Origin of the sequence: Sulfolobus tengchongensis (genome assembly GCF_036967215.1) — an archaeon.
GTDB classification, from domain to species: Archaea; Thermoproteota; Thermoprotei_A; order Sulfolobales; family Sulfolobaceae; genus Saccharolobus; species Saccharolobus tengchongensis_A.
This window is the reverse complement of the sequence record NZ_CP146016.1, coordinates 444,951-463,643: the sequence shown is the minus strand read 5'-3', so window position 1 is coordinate 463,643 and position 18,693 is coordinate 444,951. Positions and strand designations below refer to the sequence as shown.

Genomic DNA, 18,693 nt, shown 5'->3' with positions numbered 1-18,693 from the left:
ACTCTCTAAAATAGAGACCACCCTTTAATCTTTATTACGAATTAAAAATTTTTATTGGTTTTTTAACTATATAAGAGCAATTATGAAGCAACTAACGTTTTCTCAGAGATCCCGCAGATCCAATAGAAATTTATTATCCAATATAAGTATGATATAGTTGTGGAAGATTTAAAAGCATTGGTAATTATGCCTCCAATTTTATTCAGTAGCGAGGCCAAGGTTGCAGTAGCATTTTCAAGAGTACTTAAAGAATACGGCTTTTCTAAACAGTATGGAATATTTCTAGAAAAAAACGGACTATCTGATATTTTCAAACTGTCACCGGATCTAGCTTACTCATTAGATATCATAGATACCAAGATAAAACTAGTAAAGGGACCAGTAATTTCGGGACTCATTGACTATATTATAGTTAAACTAACTAAATTACTTAAAAATGTTAATCTAAGTGTCAACCTATATTATACTGAAATACCTTTAGGTCTCGACTTAACGTACGTGATTTATCCACCTTCTGTTATGTTCTATAAAGATCTCCTATATTCTAAGTATAAGAATTTGAGAAAACTTTACTTAAGTGCCAATATGCGTATCTTAGAGAAACTAGCTAATTCTGATAGGTTAATATGCAGTTCATACTACATAAAGTCGATAATGGAAAATACTTTTAAGTACAACTGTTCAGTAGTTTACCCACCTGTCATGAACATTGAAAAATATGATAACGTAGAGAGAGAGAATTTGGTAGTTGGAGTCGGAAAATACGTAGAACCTAAGCATTGGGACGAATTTATACAAATTGCAAAGAAAGTTAGACAAGTTAATAATAAAATAAAATTCAAAATAATAGGTGGTCTAAACTACGTTAAATCTTCCAGGAAATATTTCGAGTATTTAAAGAATATAGCAGGTGATAATGTAGAACTTTTAATAGATGTTCCTGAATCTGAGAAATGGAAATTGTTCCATAAGGCAAAAATAATATTGCATTGCATGAGAAATGATAATATAAGTCTCGGAGTAGAAGAAGCTATGTCAGTTGGTGTTGTACCTGTAGTTTACAGAGCCACAGGATCATGGATTGATATAACTAAAGAAGGAAAATATGGTTTCTCTTATAGTAATATTGATGAAGCCTCTAACATAATACTAGAATTGATTAGAGATGAAAATCTATATATGAAAATGAGTGAAGCGTCAAAGGAGAGAGCAGTTGAATTTTCTTATGATACTTTTAAATCTAGGCTAGGTAGTATACTAAAAACTATAAGAAAAGAATAGATAGTTTAGATTTCTTGTGATTATTATTATTACATGTTAATGACACGCAGGAAATTTTATTCACATTATAGTAGTATGGAGCTTATATTATAACAATAATTATTTTAATATATATTATTATTATGGATAATATATATTAAAATATATCTCATAAATATTTCATTCGAACCAGTTAAAGACAAGTAAAAATTAAATGATTCTAGTACTCAAATACATATAGCAATGAAAATTAAGATTGTTACTGAGACCCAACAAAGGGGAACATTTGCCACAATGTTACTTTTATACAAAAAACTGCTTGAATATGGAATAGATGCTCAATTATATACTACATTTAGTTCAGAGTATATGACATTACCATCGCCTCCTAAGAGCATGATTTTTGGATATGAGAAAATGGTTAATTCTGAAAATTATGCACGAAAAATATTTAACATAATTCATAACTCTAAAGACACCGTCATACACCTTGCTAATGCAATGTATGGAATTTTGCCAATAGCTGAAAAAAGTGGAGCTAAAACTGTTATAAACATTCAATATTGGTGGCCGACGTGTTACTTTAATTCAATGGATAACCCATATTGTGATTGTCAAAGCCTAACAAAAATCTCTAGATGTATTTACAACAAGAAAAATGGATATCATAAAATTTTGTCCCCTTTAGAAGCTTTATATGCTAAGTGGAAGTTGGACAAGATAAAAGAGTATGTGTCTAAAGCTAGTATAATCTTAGCAGTGAGTAATATTGTAAAAGAGGTATTAGTGTCCAGAGGATTTCCTGAGGATAAAATAAGAGTAATAAATATTAACGCAATTACTCCTCCAATTGACTATGTGGAATATCATCCTTCAGATAGCTTTACTTTTGCATACATTAGTTATCCTGATCAAGGAAAGGGGATTTTCCAGTTACTTAAGGCTTTCTCGATTGCATTAAAATACAATGAAAAAATTAGGTTAAAAATAGCTGGGGGCCTAGAAGAACCTAAAGTAGTGGAAACTATAAGTGAACTAGGTATTAAAGACAAAGTAGTCTTAACTAAGAGATTTCCATACACAGAATATATAAATAAAATGAAGGAACTTCTATCTGATGTTGATGTCGTGGTAGTTCCTACTTTAGTCCCCGATACATGGGCTAGAGTAGTTACCGAATCAATGCTATCTGGTAGGCCGGTTATGGTAACTAAAGGTAATGGAGGTCTAGTAGAACAAGTAACTGATGGAGTAGATGGATTTCATGTTAATGTCTACGATGTTAATGATTTTGCACTATCTTTGTATAATATCTCACAAATTCCAAGAAATAAAATTGAGGAGATGGGAAAAATTGCAAGAAGCAATATTTTAAAAAAATATGATAATAAGAAAATTATTGATCAAGTTATTTCGCTTTATCGTGAGTTAATAGAAACTTGAATATACCTGCAAATACGGCTGCTCCATTGACAAAATTCCATAGAAAATAGAAAAGGAAGACTTGAAAGGAAATCTTTTTGCTATTTAATTCTTTATATGCTATAATAGAACTCTTTAGTGCTCTATAAAATATGACACTAACACCTAATGCAATAAAAAATAGGTTCCTAAATAGAGTATATAATATTATACCTGCAATATAACTAATGCTAAGTTTTTCTACCCTAATAACGAACTTATTTTTATTATAAAAGTTAGGTTGTTCTAATGGAATAGAGAGGAGGGAGATGATAACTGATAATATTAATAAAATATTAAAATTTACAAAGAATGAGAGAATAAATATTAAAGAATATATAAAAAATAAAAAATTATCTAAATTGGGCAAATACCCATATCTCCTTAATATTAAGGTTGAAGGAAAACCATATTGCCAAGCTTTAATGAAATGAGATTTGAGATTTCTTTGATAAAAAGATAATAAGTGTTCTACATGGACCTTAGGATTCAAAATTATCTTATACCCCAATCTTCTAACTTTTTCTGAGAAATCTATATCATGCATACTATATGGGTATGTATTATCAAGTGCACCAATTTTCTCTATTATTTCTCTACGTACTAAATCATTATTTAGCCCAGTATAAGCTACTTCTTGAATAGGCATTTCAACTAATTTATGCCAACCTAAAATATAGATATAACTAAATACTTTATTTATTCCTTTTAATCTATCTGGATATGTGACAAATAGTGAAGAGGAAACTCCTACTTCTTTTCTTTCAAAAATTTTAAGCATACTAGAAATCCAATTCCTTTCTCCTAATTTAATATCATCATGAAGGATCATTATTATATCCCCTTTTGCTCTTTTCAACCCTTCGTTAATAGCTCCTGCATGACCTAATTTGTTTTCAAATCTGAAATATCTGACGCTGAAATCTACCTCTTTGATAAACTTTTGTACTATCTCATAAGATCTGTCTTTTGATCCGTTATCTATAATTATTACCTCTATTTGCTTATAATCTTGTACTGCTATGCTATTGAGAACTTCGCTCAAAGTACTTTCTCCATTAGAGGTAGGTATTATTATTGACACTAACATACTAGTAGAAATTAATTGGACTAATCTTTAAATATTTATTCTAGGGATTAATAGTGATGAGAGTAGTACTCTTTCCTTCTACTGATAAGCCTTGGGATGGAATAGAAGTTTATTCATATGAACTAGCGAAGCGACTTAGTAAAAAGGGGATAGAAGTGATAGGAATAAGAATAGGTAGAAGTGATAGAACTAAAATCATTAATGATAATTTTAAATTAATTGATGTGAAAACACCAAATTTTCATAATATAATGTACTTTGCGAGAATTCTTATCTCGTCATTAAGGACATTTAATGTATTAAAAGATGCAGATATAGTTCATGCAATAGGTGGATACTACGCTGGAATAGAATTATTACCTATAAAGAGAAAAGTAGTAACCATAATTGGGGCTAGTAGCTTGAGAGAAAAATCATTTTTCAAAAGGAATTTACGAAGATTTTATATGTCTCTTTTATATAGAAATGCCTCTGCGTATATTGTACCTAATGAAATAATAATGAAAGAGATTAAAAAATGTTTGAAAATTAATCCATTTCTTATCCCATTAGGAATTGATACTGATGGATTAAGAACAAATGAATCTCGTTCAAAAATAAGATCTGAATTTGGTTTTAATGACAATGATATAATAATTTTATATTTAGGTCAACTAGTTAATGGAAAGAGACTACCAGAGTTGATTAAGGGATTCGCTATATTGTCTAGAAGGATTCCAGAGGCTAAATTAGTACTTGTAGCATGGGGATATCTAAAAAATCACTTGGAGTCACTATCAAAAAGTCTCGGGCTAGATAATAAAGTTATATTTATGAATCCTATTCCATATGAACGTAGAAAATACATTTATAATACAGCAGACGTTTTTGTGATGTTAGGAGACTCTTTTGGTGATGGAGGTATAAGTAATGCTGTATTAGATGCCATAGGAAGTGGTTTACCCGTTATTGTATCTAAAAATAGTCCTAATTACTTAGTGGTAAAAAACAATTTTAACGGATACTTAGTTGATCCTACGGATTATAATCAAATAGCCGATGCTATATTCAAAGCCATAATAAATCGACAAGAACTTGGCAAAAATTCCTTATACATAGCGGAAAATTTTGAATGGGATAAAGTTGCATTGCAAATCATGAAGTTATACGAAACAGTTTACTCCAGCCAATAAATCACCGGAATTGAAGAAGATAGTATAATTCTGAATTATTTCATGATAGTAGTTGTTATATCCTTCAAGATTAGGTCCGTTAAAATATAATGATAAAGTCTCTATGTAAGGGCCAGCAAATCTTATTCCGTTTAAATTAATACCATCTGGCTGTATAATACTTCCTTCGTATTTGTATACTGCAACGTAAAATCCATAAGTAGAATCTGTATCTATACCATATTGCCCTAGTAATTTACCACCAAAGAAAGCAGCTTCTGGAGAGTGTTCTGAAGTAGCTATCATTGCATAGCCCAAGATAGAAAGAGGAATAGTTAACATTAAGAAAATAGTAAAACTTATTCTTAAAAGTCTCTTATTATATAGAAAGTATATTATAATTATAGTGTAAAATGACATGGTTTGTGGTACCATTCTAGTTAATACGTTACTAACATTATCAGCTAACCCTATAGCTGATTGCATTAATAGTAGTGCGCTGCCTACCGTAAAAGCTAACCATATATAATTGTTTGTTTTTCCTTTTATTGATAGATAAACAAAAGAAATTATAGAGAACAATAAAAATATAAGTCCGTCTAATAGCTTACTTGCGACGGAATAGAAATGATAAGGAGAAGGAGGAATGAAAGTATATATCAATGTGCTCGTAGGTAATTGGAGATTCTTTGTAGATTGCGGAATAAATATTGACTCTATAACATCTATGAAATCATTTAACAGTACATGTACGCCTCCTAGTGCACCTTGTGCTAACGGATTAAAATACACCCAGTAAATATAGATTGAGGTTGTTAATAAACCAGTATACGTAAGAAATTTCAAATTTAATTTTCCTATCTTCTTAATAAATATAATAACTGCTGCAATTATGGTTATAGCACTTCCAAAAGTACCTATATCCGTTAATCCAGTTAGCTCTGAGATTAAAATCATTAAAGGAAGAAATCTTATACCGCCTTTCTTTACTATTAACCCAAGTATAAGAAACGCCGGAAATAACAAGTTATATGACATTAGTTGCGGTGACCATTCAGCTACATAAAATGGCATAGATGATAACATGTAAATAAATATTCCCAGCTCTGACTTAGGTGACTCAAAGAATAGTCTAAGCAGAGCATAAACGACTATGTTCTGAAATACTGTAAAAAACATAGGCCCAAATAGAATAAAATATGTAGATGGACTTAAACCACTCATCAAATAAGATATAGCACCATAAATAAATCCTAGAGGATAGTAGGCTTGATAGGTGCCTGGATTTTGTAGTGTAGTATGTGTATAAAGTAATCTAAACACTTCGGCAGAGTGCCCAAGCTCATCTCTAGAGAGTATAAAAACAGGATTTATAAAATAAAATATAAAGAAAGTATTGAATAGAAGTAATAAATATAATAAAGGCATAGTATAATTATAAATATTTTTACTGAAAGAGTCATATTTTATTATAGGGAGAATAAAGGTTATGGCCAAAATGAACTCAGTTATCCAATATAATGGAGGTAACTGTTGAGTTAGTCCGAAAGGATATCTTAATAGATTATAGTTAGAGATAGAGATGTTAATAATTTCCATTAAGATAAGTTCTAATGATAAAATCATTAATAATAGATAGACTTTTTCTATCCTCATAATAAAATCACCCTCATACTACTCCAAATATCTGTAACACATAGTAAATACTCCATATTACCCAAAACCCACTAATAGCAGATGCTATATAACCAAATTTCCTTGGAAAAGGATAGTAAATTATCTCTATCATTACGGAAAGTATAGCGAAAGTTAAGACGTATATTCTCAGATCAGTAACATTAAGAGCTGCAAAAATAGAGGAAAGAACTGAGTATGTTATCCCTAAACTTATTGGATAATTTTTATAGTTCATTTTGACCCCCTTAAATTAGATATTAAGTTAAACAATTCTGTTATACCTACTACACTATATATAGCAGTTTGAGAAGTAATGCCTACAGTGAAATTTAGTAATAATCCTAGTATACCTATTACGGCAAAACTAACTCCTAATGAAAGACCAAGTAACTGCAACTCTGAAAGTTGTCTTAGTTCCTTAGAGTAAAATACCTTTAATATAACATAGCCCACAAAAAATATAGAATAAAACGTACCTAGTGCAATCTTTAAAAAGATTACCAGAGGCACTGTAACAAACAAAGACAATAATAGCACTAAGGAACTTATATGAATAAGAAAGCTAATCAAATCTAATTTATTCTCTATATCGTAATTGTCATGGACAAATTTTATTGCGTCAATTTTATTATATCCATTCTTAATCAACTCATCTATTGTTTCCTCAACGGTTTTATTTAACATTACGCTCTGCTTTTGCATATTCACTATCCATGTTATATTGGTTTTAAGTATTTATACTTAATTAATCATCTCACACTTACTACTAGTTGATCAAAAATGTTGGTGTAAACAAAATTTTGTACTGTTATATTATAATAGTATAGACATATCACTATCTTAAATATACCAGTACTATTTATTGAAAAATTTATTGGAGCTTTCCAAACCCCATCATTATTTACAATGTTGAATATTGTATATAAGGTACTATTTGTAGTATTTTCTTCCAAAATTACTTTAATTTCATAAAGCATAGGTTTTCCCTCATGATTTTGTACTTCGACATAAACCAATCCTATTTCACCAGGTACAAGATTTGAAGGATAATTTCCAATAGTACCATTAGAATTTAGGAGCAACATTTCAGAAAAGCTTTCTTTAGACTGAGTATTTAATACATAAACTCCAAAAGAAAATATTAATAACATAACAATTAGTCCTAACACTACACCTTTACCTAGACTATCTTTCGAAGATTTTATAGAAGTAATTCTTTTGTTTCTATTTAACTTAAACCATAATAAGTAATAATATTTTTGAAAAGAACCCTTAAAAAAATAATAGATGATAAAAATAATTAATGGAAAACTAGCTATAACATAAAGCTCTATTTCATATATCTCTTGTTTTATAAGGTACTGAGAATAGATTAATTTATATTGGGCTATCAATTGATTGAGATCTACCATTATTTTTCTTTATTCTTTACGAGTTAAAAAACCTATTGAATAGCCTACTATAGATAGATATATTAGAAAAGGAGAAAAATACACATATTTTGACCATTTATATTGAGGGCAAGTCTCAAACTCAGTTTTTAACAATATTAAGATATAGAACAATAATAAAAGCAAGCCCAAAATTTTTGGGTTAAATATAGCAAGTGTTATAACCAGTATAATTGACAATAAAAATGTAGATAAACGTAATACTGCGTCCCTAATCACCCATCTTTCCCTTGTAATTTTATAGAAATATTTTGCTCCAATTGCAGCCTCCATATTCTGCTTAACATATGACTTTATTGAATCTCTATGATAATGATATATCTTATCATCGAAATTAACCTTATACTTATATCCTGCTTTCTCTAACTTATAAAGAAGTTCATCTTCCTGCATATAATTCATATTCTCATTAAATCCACCTACTTTTATTACGGCTTCTTTTCTATAAATCGCTCCATTAGCAGTTGTAAATCCCTTACATAAAAATGTATCTATAGATTTCTGGATAAATTTAGAATCTGGAGGTGAGTACACCTTAGTGAAAACTACTCCTACACTATCATCATTTTCCATAATTTTGACCGCATTTTTAATCCAAGATGATGTACCTACTCTAGCATCACTATCTAGAAAGGCTACATATTTTCCTCTACTCTCAAAAATTCCTCTGTTGTAGGCTACACCTCTACCTCTCCTTTTCTCCATAACTATTCTTATCTTATATTTTTCCACATATTTACTTACTATATTCAAAGTTTTATCAGTTGAATAGCTATCTACAACTATTACCTCAAAATTATCATAATCAAGTATACTTAAAGATTCTAAAGTACTTTCAACTGTCTTTTGTGAATTCAAAGTCGGTATAACTATACTTACTAATGGTTCACTCATTGATATTTTATTATCAGATTAGACTTAAAAAACTATTCGTAAATTATAACTATCTATCTACGAATCATTTATAAGCTATAGGTAGAAGTAAGAACATAATGAAAATTGCACTCATGGGATTCGCTGGTGTTAATAGAGAATGGAGCCTAGGTAGATTAACCTTCTTGTTTTACAGAGGTTTAAGTGAGCTGGGTGAAGACGTCTATCTAGTCTCAAAGTTACAACTCAGAAATGATTTTAAATCTTTGCAAATTAAAAAATATCCTAAAATATTTGGAAAAGATATAATAACGGATATAATATCACATTATTTTGCAGTCAGAAAATTAAATCCAGATGTATATCATTTTGTTTATCCGTATGTAAGTGCTAGCATTATGTTACTTTTACCTGCTAGATATAAGAAAATATTAACTGTCCATGACGTTAAGCCATTAATTCTACCTGAATTTATGAACACAAAAGAAAGGCTTAACATTCTTGTCCTAAAGACAATTATTAAAAATATAGATCACGTAATAGCGATTTCTGAAAGTACTAGAAGACAACTAATTCAATTTCTTGATGTTGATGAGAGTAAGATTTCTGTAGTTTATAATCCGTTAGACCCAATATTTAGAAAAATCAGTGAAAAGGAGCTTACACCGATAAGACAAAAAATTGGAAAATTTATTCTAAATGTAGCAAGATATGATAGGCTCAAAAATCCTAGAAATTTGATCAGAGCGTACAAAATTATACGTCGTAGCTATGATATAAAATTGGTTATAGTAGGCGCGTTTTGGAGGTATGGTATAAGAATGATCCAAGAGGAGCTTGGAGATACGAAAGATGTAATAATCTATGAACATTTAAGTGATGATGAACTGGTAAAATATTATAATGCGAGTGAACTATTCCTTTTTCCCTCTATTTATGAAGGATTTGGAATGCCAATAATAGAAGCGATGGCATGTGGCACACCTGTAGTAACTTCAGATAGATGGTCTATGAAAGAACTTGCAGAAGGAGTAGGTCTTTTAGTTAACCCAGAAGATCCAGAAGATATAGCTGAAAAAGTATCTAAGGTTATATCTGATGAAGGTTTAAGAAAAGAAATGATAAGGAAAGGACTAGATAAAGCGAAAGAGTTTAATTACTTGAATATCGCTAAAGCTTTGATAAAGGTATATAAAGAGGTTTAAAAAATGACAGAACTAGAGAAGCTTGGTAGAGCTCTAGTAACTAATTATATTAATTTGTTACAGGGAAGATTTATTTCCCATGTCATTGGTTTCATTGGATCGGTCTTAGTTATACGTATTTTAGCTCCTACAGATTACGGCATATTAAGCATAGCCATGTCCTTGCCCTACACTGTTGGTGTATTCGGTAACTTAGGTGTTAATATGGCCGTAACACGCTACGTTTCGAAATATAAAGAGAGCAACAATCTAGCTAAGGTATATCGCATGATATCTTCTGGAATAGTCTTTGATGTACTCTATGGCATAATACTAGCTATTATAGGGTATATTTTAGCTCCCTATATTTTTACCTTTATCTACAATAAACCCCAGGTTATTCCTTATGGTGAATTTGCGAGTCTTTTTTGTATACCATACTGGGCTTCAAGTTCTATATTTTCAGGTATATTAGGACTAGAACTTACCAAGGAAAATAGTAATATGTGGATAATCCATTATTCACTTCAAACAATTTTTAGTGTAGGACTAGGATTAAGTTTTCTTAGGATATATGGCGTCATAATAGGATATATGTTAGGGTATTGTGGAGTAATCTTTTACGGTATTGCTGTACTTAAACGAAATTCATTTTTAGCCAGGCCAAGTCTCGTGGATATTAAAGAATTACTAAGATTTGGAATTCCACTAGTAATGCAATCTTTAGGAAATACAATTTCGGGAATATACGCCACGTCATTAACTAATAGATTTTTTTCGATATTTGTGATCTCAAACCTTAATGCTTCATCTAAACTAGGTACATTATTTGATACTATCCTTAATCCACTCTCATATGCCTTGCAACCTACATTATCGAAATTAGATAAAAATAAGCATGATATTAAAAAAATTGTAAATGAATTATATAAATTAAACATTATAGTTCAAATACCTATCGTTATCTCTGTAATGTTTTTATCTAATGAGATAATTAATCTTCTTGCAGGCAATCAATATACCTTAGCTCCTACACTCTTAAGGTTATCTTTAATAAGCCCCCTTATCATAACTATTGCAGGCGTGTCAATTATTAATTCATTATTACTCTTTCAAGGTTATTCAAAATTCGTTTCGAAAGTAAATACCATTAATATTATCTTTTACACCATATTGCTTACAATTCTGGTCCCGAAATATAGCTATTTAGGATATTTTATAAGTAATTGGATTGGATGGATTCCAGGTTATATAATTTCGTTTTCTTACGTTAAAAAGCTATACAATTTTAAATTACCTATAAGGGATACTCTTAAATTATATATAATTTCTATTATCATCTTACTCCCAGTCCTTTTTATGCAAAATATATATGGAGTAATATTAGCAATTTCTCTTATTCTTCTATTATATAGAATATATGTAAAAATAAATGTAATAAATAGACAAGAACTAGATATATTAATATCTGTGATTCAGAATTCGCATTTACATTACATCGGAAAAATATTAAGAAAACTTCTGTTGTAAATCTTTCAAAATATTTAAGAAAGACTCAGCTACTTTGTCCCAACTATATTTGGACGCGCATTCTTCTGCTAAGGCCTTATAGTAGTCATAATCTTTAAAAATCTCTAAGACTTCTAGAAACATTTGTTTTACATCACCTTCTTTTACTAGTTTAACAGATTTACAATCTCCATAATAATACCTCATTGCAGGTATATCATAAGCAACTACGGGTACGCCACATGCTAACGCTTCAGCAACTACTATTCCAAAAGAGTCCGCATGCGTAGGATAGATAAAAACTTTAGCTGATTTCAAAATAGAGTACATTACTCTTTTATCTATTATCTCTCCAAAATATTTTATATTATCTTTATTCATTAAATATCTATTTAAATCGAATCCATAATCTTGTGATCCTATAAGTGCAAATCTTGAATATCCTTGTTTTTCTAACATCCTCATAACTTGTATTGCTTCGGGTGTACCTTTAATAAAACCCTGTCTAGACACATGTATTGCATCAAACTGGTAGCTGTACGGCTCTACGTTCCTTATTAAATTTAAATCTACGCCTGCAGGAGGTTCAAGCGCCTTACAGTATATATTATACTTAGTCCCTAATAATTCTTGCAAAATTTTTCCTGCACAAATATTCAACTTACTAGATTTAAATTTTCTAATGACCTTTATCGAATTTATAAACCATGCTGTTCCGTCAATTAAATTAGTCATTTTAATCAATTCTAAATAAAATTTATATAAAGGAAACATTATATAAGGCTCAGAATAAATCATATGTATCGTCTTTCTCGTATCGAAGCCTATGATAAAATCGTAATTATCAATCATTTTTCTTATTTTTGCTCTCAGTATGGAACTACGATAAATCTGCCTAATAGTCCTCCCTATTAAATTATTATTTGTGGGTAATCTTACAAGAGAAATTAAATTAATCTTGTCATTAAGCTCGGGATAAGTATCAAGTAAACCTTTTTCATCTTTAGATAATACTTCGATCAAATCTACCTTAACACCCATATTTGGCAATCTTGTCATTAATTCTACAACTGTCGTAGTAGCTCCAGATATAGCAGGATGCCCAAAGTTAACATAAAGTAATCTAGTCATCTGAAGTATATTTTCATAATCGATTAAAAACCTTGATCATTTATATTAAGATTTCATACAAGACCTTTTACTCACAAGACCTATTCCTCAATTCTGTTAAATCCACTATTAAATTAAAAAATCGGAATATGATAATTTAACTTATCTTAAGCAATAAAGCTCAGAGTATGAAATTTCCTTAAAAGTTTTTATGAACTAAGATATAACTAGTAAGAAAAATTATTTTAAAATACAATAAAAATGCTGAATATTGATCTTCTTTTAATAACAATTTTTGCGTAATTAGTCTATGGATAACATAATAAAAGTTATATAGTTATAAATTCTGGATGTTTTCGTTAGGCCGAGTTAACCTATATTTACGTTTTATTCACTATAAACTTTGTATAGTCTAATTATTATTATAATACTCTGTTTATTTTACCTTCAAAAAGATTCAAATAATATTCCAAGTATTTTTTAATAATTACACTAAATTTGAAATTCTCTGCCCACATTTTTGCTCCTTGTGACAATACCTTAACTATTTTATCGTCTTCCATTTGTAATAGAGCATCCGCTAGACTTTGAACACTATTTTCGGCCATTATACTAGCTAATCCTGGTGGTGCAGCAAACTCTTGTCCTCCATGCCCAACAATTATGGCAGGCTTACCTATCGCCTCAGCTTCTACCAATGTAAGTCCAAATCCTTCGTAAGGACTGGGATTGATTATAGCTCTACATGCAGATAACAGCTCTATTTTTTCTTTCTCTGATATCTCTCCTATATATTTTACATTTAAATTTTCCTTTCTGATATAATCTCTAATAGCTGAGGCTATTCCATTATCGGGTCCTGCTAAAATTAAGCTACGCTTAATGTTTGATCTCTTATACGCTTTCAATAATGTAAAGATGTTTTTTTCTCTACTGAGTCTTCCAATATATAAGTAGAAATCATAGCTTCGTGGAGTTATTGAAAACAATTCATCATCTACACCATTAGGAATAAGTGTTGAATTAACATTAAATTTTTTCATGAGTAGTTGTTGTTCTAACGGAGTCATGCTTATAATATTATATTTTCTAATAGCGGAACCTAATAGATTATCTATCAACTTATAATATGCGTATGTAACAAAGCCTACTTGTTGTAACGTATAGAATGGTGAATGGGGCTGTAAGATCCTTATACTATTAATGTTCTTTAATTGAAACACATAAGGGTGTCTCCAAACATGTACATGGACAATATCAGGCTTCAATACTTTCACAACCTCTGCTATGGATGGAGAATAACTGCCATGAGACCACACTATTAATGGATTCACTCTTATTACTTTTACTCCATTTATTTCTTCTATTGACTTATATCTTGTCTTGTTATTCCTATCTCTATTATAGGTTACAACTATAACTTCATAGCCTTTACTTGCTAGAAATTCAGAGATTTTTTTTACTACTCTCTCTACACCTCCTATTACTGGATAATAGAATGGCGAAACTTGTACTATCCTCAATTTGCTTTGCTATTTATTATATTAGCTTATAAATCTTTTAGTACTATAAAATACTCAGATGGAGGAAATACCAATAATCGTGTTGAACTATAATGGAATAGAACTATTAAAAAAATATTTGCCATCAGTTCTAAATACCAAATACCCATATAAGGAAGTAGTAGTTGTAGATAACGGATCAAAGGATGGAAGTGTAGAATACGTCAAATCGTTAGATGTAAAGATAATACCACTAGATAAAAATTATGGTCCCGCTTATGCTAGAAATATTGCTTTAAAAAGGTTTAAAACCAAATTTATGGCATTTTTAGATAATGACGTCAGACCAGAACCAGACTGGCTAGACATACTGCTAGAAACCATAAAATCTGATGAGAATATAGCTGCTACACAAAGTCTCTATACAGAATGGCCATATGATGATAAACCTAGACTAATTCCTTGGTTTTCCACAGCAGCTGCTCTTGTTAGGAGAGATATTGTAGCGCAAGTAGGAGGTTTTGATGAACATTACTTCTTCTATTGGGAGGATGCTGAATTATCATGGAGATTATACAGGGCAGGATATAAAATTTTGATGGTTCCAAAATCAAAAGTATATCATGAGGCCCATGGTACTTTTAGAAAGCTACCATCACCTTTTACATCATATCTAATGCTAAGGAATCAAATGCTACTTTTACTAACATACTATGAAATCACACAACTTTTGACCACTTTTCCTCTCTTATTCCTCGCCAGATTCTTTCAATCCCTTAAAGGGCCAAACAGAGTAGCTCAAATAAAGGCACTATTTTCATTATTTAGAGAAGGTAATTATATATCTTCAAAAAGAAAGTTTATAAAAGGAATAAGTAAACAAGGAAATATCTTCTTAAAGATGCTAGGAGATCAAGTATTCGGCTATGAAGAATTTGCCTCTATAAGAAGGGCTATTATAAAAAAATATTTTTAAATATATCTTCAGCTCTTTTAATTCACTAAAAGGGTCAGTTATATGTCAATGCTTAGTATCATAGTGGTAAACGTTAAAGGAAAGGAGAACTTACCTCGACTATTATCATCATTAGATAAATCTACTTTTAAAGACTTTGAACTTATTGTAGTAGATACACAGGATATTAATGGTAATTTTAAGTTAGTCAAAATCGAAAAAGATTTAGGTTTGGCATATTGCAGGAATAAGGGGGTAGAAGCATCTCAAGGTAAATTCTTACTATTTTTAGATAACGATACAGAATTAATGGTGGATACGTTAGAAAATTTTATTAAATTTATTCAGCAAAATCCAAATTACATTGTTCAATTGAAGCTAATAGGTGATAACAAAAAAATTGATGCAGCAGGTGGATTAATAGACGACTTAGGATATCCATTTGAATTGTTTAAAGGACATAATCCGGATGAAGTAAATTCCATATTTTATGTAACATATGCAAAAGGTGCTGCAATAGGAATGAGTAGAGAAATTTTTGAACAGTTACAAGGTTTCGATATAGAGTACTTTTATGGATATGATGAGACTGATTTCTGTCTGAGAGCGATAAAAAAGGGAAACAAAGTTGTCTTTCTTCCTACTGCTACAGTATTCCACCATGAACATGGCTCTTTTTCAAAATCTCTTGTAGAAAGAGAAAAAAGATTAGCATATTATCTAGAGAGTAGAAGGCTATATTTTGTTTTTAAGAATTTTAATTATAAGTTTCTTATTAGACGCTTGCCTAAATTACTTTATTATTTTTTTGGAAGCATATTTATGGATATATTTTTAAGAAGAAAATTTTATCTTGCTTCTTCACGAATTAGAGCACTTGCGTGGGTTGTATTAAAGTCATATAAAATATTCAGCATTAGAATTAAAAATAGGAGGACATTCGTATACAACGAAGATTATCTAACAAAAAAGGGTCTTATAATTAAACATGGAGATCGAAAGCCTATAGTAACTAATATCTTATCAGAAAGACAATCACAGGCTTAATATTAAGTTTTTCTGATTAAATATAGTCTCAGTATTAATTTCTGAATAATCATATATACTTATATTTTATAATTTAGTTGAATTTAATAAAAAATATTTTTAATCTTTGTTATTTTCCTCTAAGAAAATTTTGTTTCTTCCCCAAGAGTCTTAGATTTCTCCTTCTTTGATTCAAGCTAGATACACTACTGAAATTACCATTTTATTGATATATAATTAACTAGGCTTTCATATATCTAATAATGAACATTTAATATGTATAATTGATTCAAATCTTATATAATAACAGTCATATCCTTAACCTTTGAAAGCCTAAATTATATATATAATACTGAGATTTTGTATATACTATTTATAATACTGAGAGAACTTTTGTAACATCTAACTCTAATATGTTTCGTTATTTATACGACGACTTTATGTATTCTCCCATAATCAGATTACAATTCCTATAATTCTTCACACAAAGTGATTATGAAACCAAGAGAGGGATAGGTGTTAATGGAGATTCAACCTTGTCTTCAGCCTTAGACAAGTTATGAAAAATAGTTTTATTGTTAGAGGTGAAACATGCAATACCTTATACTCATGATTATTATCCCTAAATGGACATGAAATTTATAAACTTCATAAGATAACATAGAGGTGTGAATACTATAGATAGTTATGCCCTGATCGTATCCATGGGCGTCCTAGTGGGAATTTTATCCAATAAATTAATAAGAGGATCTGCATTAAAATCGTATTATACAATAATTGTAGGTTCATTAAATATAATTATAGCTATATTAATTTTAGAATCAGTTATATATATATATTTAAGTTTTTATGACATTTTAATACACATTATCTTATTTAGTATTCCCATGTTCATTTCCTTCTATGTCCTTAATTATTTGCAATTATTACGAGATATTAATATTTCAGCTTTCATATTGACCTTAATAATAATAGTATCCCTTACAACATCTTCGTTTTATGTCTACAAGGATGCCCCTGATGCACCAACTGGTATTATTAATCCAGCTCCATCTACATCACCATTATTACAAGATTATACTCAAATTCTTGTAAACCCCAAAGAATATCATCAGCTACAGCCACATGTAATCTTACCACAGAATCTAGAAAACTACACATATCAGACTTATAAACTATTAGGAACTTTTATCAATCAACTAAGAGAGATCAAAAATCTCTCTGACTACATATATCTCTCATTACATAATGGAGATGTAAATGAGAGTAAAGAATATTACTCTAAATTAATGTTACAATTTAATAATTTCACTAATATTTATAATAATATAACATACTATGCTCGATTATTAAGCTCATATAGTGAAGAAATATATCTACAAAAATTTTTGCACATATTAAAAGAGAATTATACTAATGCGGAAAACATAGTGCAAAAGAATTACATTTTAATAAGTCTTATAGATAAATTGCCAAGAAGTTCTCACATACCTGTGGAGATTAAAATTACAACACCTACAGTACTATTTAACACTACTACAATAATAAATGGGACCTTACTTTCGCCATATAATATTACAGTAAATGGCACAATATTCATTAGTTATCTGAATTTTTCCGAAGTAGTAAATGTAACAAATGGTACATTTTCGTTTCCTCTTAATTTACAAACCTATTTGCAGTTTTTCAACTTAACAATATTGTACGAGGGAAATAGTGTTTTCTTACCAAATATAACTAAACTTTCTATGCATAGTAATGTAGTATTTACTAAGATATATGCTAACATATTTCCTTCTAGTCCACTTGTAGGTACAAATCTAACAATTATTGGAAATGTTACTGGTTATAACAGGACCTTAATAATATCTCTACTTAATTATACTAAGACTTATATTGTAAGCGAAAATTTCAGTATCCAGTTTCCACTACCCTATAACATAAGTAATAACACATACGTATTAACTCTTAAAGTGCTTCCTAAGGGATATTTATCTCCCGTCACAAAAAATATAACATTTGTCCCTAAACTCTATCATGAAAATTTAACTGTAAATATTAATAATAAGTGGATAATCCCATTACCACTAAAAATTTCGGGTAAACTATATTATAATAATACTCCACTAAATGGAACCGAGGTCTTCATATTTATAGGTAATTCGAGATATGAGGCAATTACACATAATGGGTATTTTTCAATTGAGGTAAAACCTAAGCTTAGTATACTATATGGAAAACAAGTAATATATATTGAATCTGATCCTCAATACACCTTTTATAGGGAGGTAATAGAAGCTAATATTACTGTATATAATGCTCTCGTACCTATTCTTCTAATAGCACTAGGATTAATTTTATTACGAATCCTAAAGAGACATAAAAAGAATACTAGAAAGCGAGAGTTCAAATTAAAAGAACTTGCTATTAAAGGGTGAATTTTG

General features: G+C 29.7%; 16 protein-coding genes. 8 read left to right on the top strand and 8 right to left on the bottom strand.

The genetic code is table 11. The features are described 5' to 3' along the window. Positions 1–159 precede the first annotated feature (159 nt). Together V6M85_RS02345 and V6M85_RS02340 are read left to right on the top strand one after the other, a co-directional pair. The gene (locus V6M85_RS02345) at positions 160–1,281 is read left to right on the top strand and encodes a glycosyltransferase (RefSeq protein WP_338602507.1); all 1,122 of its coding nucleotides are present in this window, start codon (positions 160–162) and stop codon (positions 1,279–1,281) included. 222 nt (positions 1,282–1,503) lie between these two features. Then, positions 1,504–2,703 (top strand): glycosyltransferase, encoded by a 1,200-nt coding sequence (locus V6M85_RS02340; protein WP_338602504.1) that lies wholly within the window; start codon positions 1,504–1,506, stop codon positions 2,701–2,703. Here V6M85_RS02340 and V6M85_RS02335 read toward each other — a convergent pair. Beyond that, positions 2,669–3,811 (bottom strand): glycosyltransferase family 2 protein, encoded by a 1,143-nt coding sequence (locus tag V6M85_RS02335; protein ID WP_338602502.1) that lies wholly within the window; start codon positions 3,809–3,811, stop codon positions 2,669–2,671. The two genes, V6M85_RS02340 and V6M85_RS02335, sit on opposite strands and share 35 nt — an antisense overlap. A gap of 56 nt (positions 3,812–3,867) precedes the next feature. On the opposite strand from V6M85_RS02335, the gene V6M85_RS02330 reads away from it, so the two are divergent. Next, positions 3,868–4,983: a glycosyltransferase family 4 protein gene (locus tag V6M85_RS02330; RefSeq protein ID WP_338602499.1), complete on the top strand. Its 1,116-nt coding sequence runs from the start codon at positions 3,868–3,870 to the stop codon at positions 4,981–4,983. Here the strand turns inward: V6M85_RS02330 and V6M85_RS02325 are convergent. The 5 genes from V6M85_RS02325 to V6M85_RS02305 are packed head-to-tail and all read right to left on the bottom strand — an operon-like array spanning position 4,954 to position 8,984. Beyond that, positions 4,954–6,618, bottom strand: coding sequence for a hypothetical protein (locus V6M85_RS02325; protein WP_338602496.1), 1,665 nt, complete (start codon positions 6,616–6,618; stop codon positions 4,954–4,956). The genes V6M85_RS02330 and V6M85_RS02325 overlap by 30 nt on opposite strands. Before the next feature lie 13 nt (positions 6,619–6,631). After that, positions 6,632–6,874, bottom strand: coding sequence for a hypothetical protein (locus V6M85_RS02320; protein WP_338602493.1), 243 nt, complete (start codon positions 6,872–6,874; stop codon positions 6,632–6,634). Beyond that, the gene (locus V6M85_RS02315; protein ID WP_338602491.1) at positions 6,871–7,341 is read right to left on the bottom strand and encodes a DUF1616 domain-containing protein; all 471 of its coding nucleotides are present in this window, start codon (positions 7,339–7,341) and stop codon (positions 6,871–6,873) included. The genes V6M85_RS02320 and V6M85_RS02315 overlap by 4 nt, the downstream gene beginning before the upstream one ends. 47 nt (positions 7,342–7,388) lie before the next feature. After that, on the bottom strand, positions 7,389–8,051 hold the full coding sequence (locus V6M85_RS02310; protein WP_338602489.1) for a DUF1616 domain-containing protein: 663 nt from the start codon (positions 8,049–8,051) through the stop codon (positions 7,389–7,391). 9 nt (positions 8,052–8,060) lie between these two features. After that, positions 8,061–8,984 carry a glycosyltransferase gene (locus V6M85_RS02305; protein ID WP_338602486.1) on the bottom strand — a complete coding sequence of 308 codons (924 nt, stop codon included), beginning with the start codon at positions 8,982–8,984 and terminating at the stop codon, positions 8,061–8,063. A gap of 98 nt (positions 8,985–9,082) precedes the next feature. On the opposite strand from V6M85_RS02305, the gene V6M85_RS02300 reads away from it, so the two are divergent. Further along, positions 9,083–10,168, top strand: coding sequence for a glycosyltransferase family 1 protein (locus V6M85_RS02300; RefSeq protein ID WP_338602483.1), 1,086 nt, complete (start codon positions 9,083–9,085; stop codon positions 10,166–10,168). 3 nt (positions 10,169–10,171) lie between these two features. Further along, entirely contained in the window at positions 10,172–11,677 is a 1,506-nt protein-coding gene (locus V6M85_RS02295; RefSeq protein ID WP_338602480.1) for an oligosaccharide flippase family protein, read from the top strand. Here V6M85_RS02295 and V6M85_RS02290 read toward each other — a convergent pair. Together V6M85_RS02290 and V6M85_RS02285 are read right to left on the bottom strand one after the other, a co-directional pair. Beyond that, positions 11,657–12,787 (bottom strand): glycosyltransferase, encoded by a 1,131-nt coding sequence (locus V6M85_RS02290; RefSeq protein ID WP_338602478.1) that lies wholly within the window; start codon positions 12,785–12,787, stop codon positions 11,657–11,659. The two genes, V6M85_RS02295 and V6M85_RS02290, sit on opposite strands and share 21 nt — an antisense overlap. A gap of 401 nt (positions 12,788–13,188) precedes the next feature. After that, positions 13,189–14,289 carry a glycosyltransferase family 4 protein gene (locus tag V6M85_RS02285; protein WP_338602476.1) on the bottom strand — a complete coding sequence of 367 codons (1,101 nt, stop codon included), beginning with the start codon at positions 14,287–14,289 and terminating at the stop codon, positions 13,189–13,191. A gap of 58 nt (positions 14,290–14,347) precedes the next feature. On the opposite strand from V6M85_RS02285, the gene V6M85_RS02280 reads away from it, so the two are divergent. The 3 genes from V6M85_RS02280 (at position 14,348) to V6M85_RS02270 (ending at position 18,687) form a co-directional block, all read left to right on the top strand. Next, positions 14,348–15,244, top strand: coding sequence for a glycosyltransferase family 2 protein (locus V6M85_RS02280; RefSeq protein WP_338602474.1), 897 nt, complete (start codon positions 14,348–14,350; stop codon positions 15,242–15,244). Positions 15,245–15,286: 42 nt separating this feature from the next. Then, positions 15,287–16,270, top strand: coding sequence for a glycosyltransferase family 2 protein (locus V6M85_RS02275; RefSeq protein ID WP_338602472.1), 984 nt, complete (start codon positions 15,287–15,289; stop codon positions 16,268–16,270). Between the two features lie 647 nt (positions 16,271–16,917). Further along, positions 16,918–18,687, top strand: coding sequence for a hypothetical protein (locus V6M85_RS02270; protein ID WP_338602469.1), 1,770 nt, complete (start codon positions 16,918–16,920; stop codon positions 18,685–18,687). Positions 18,688–18,693: the final 6 nt, after the last annotated feature.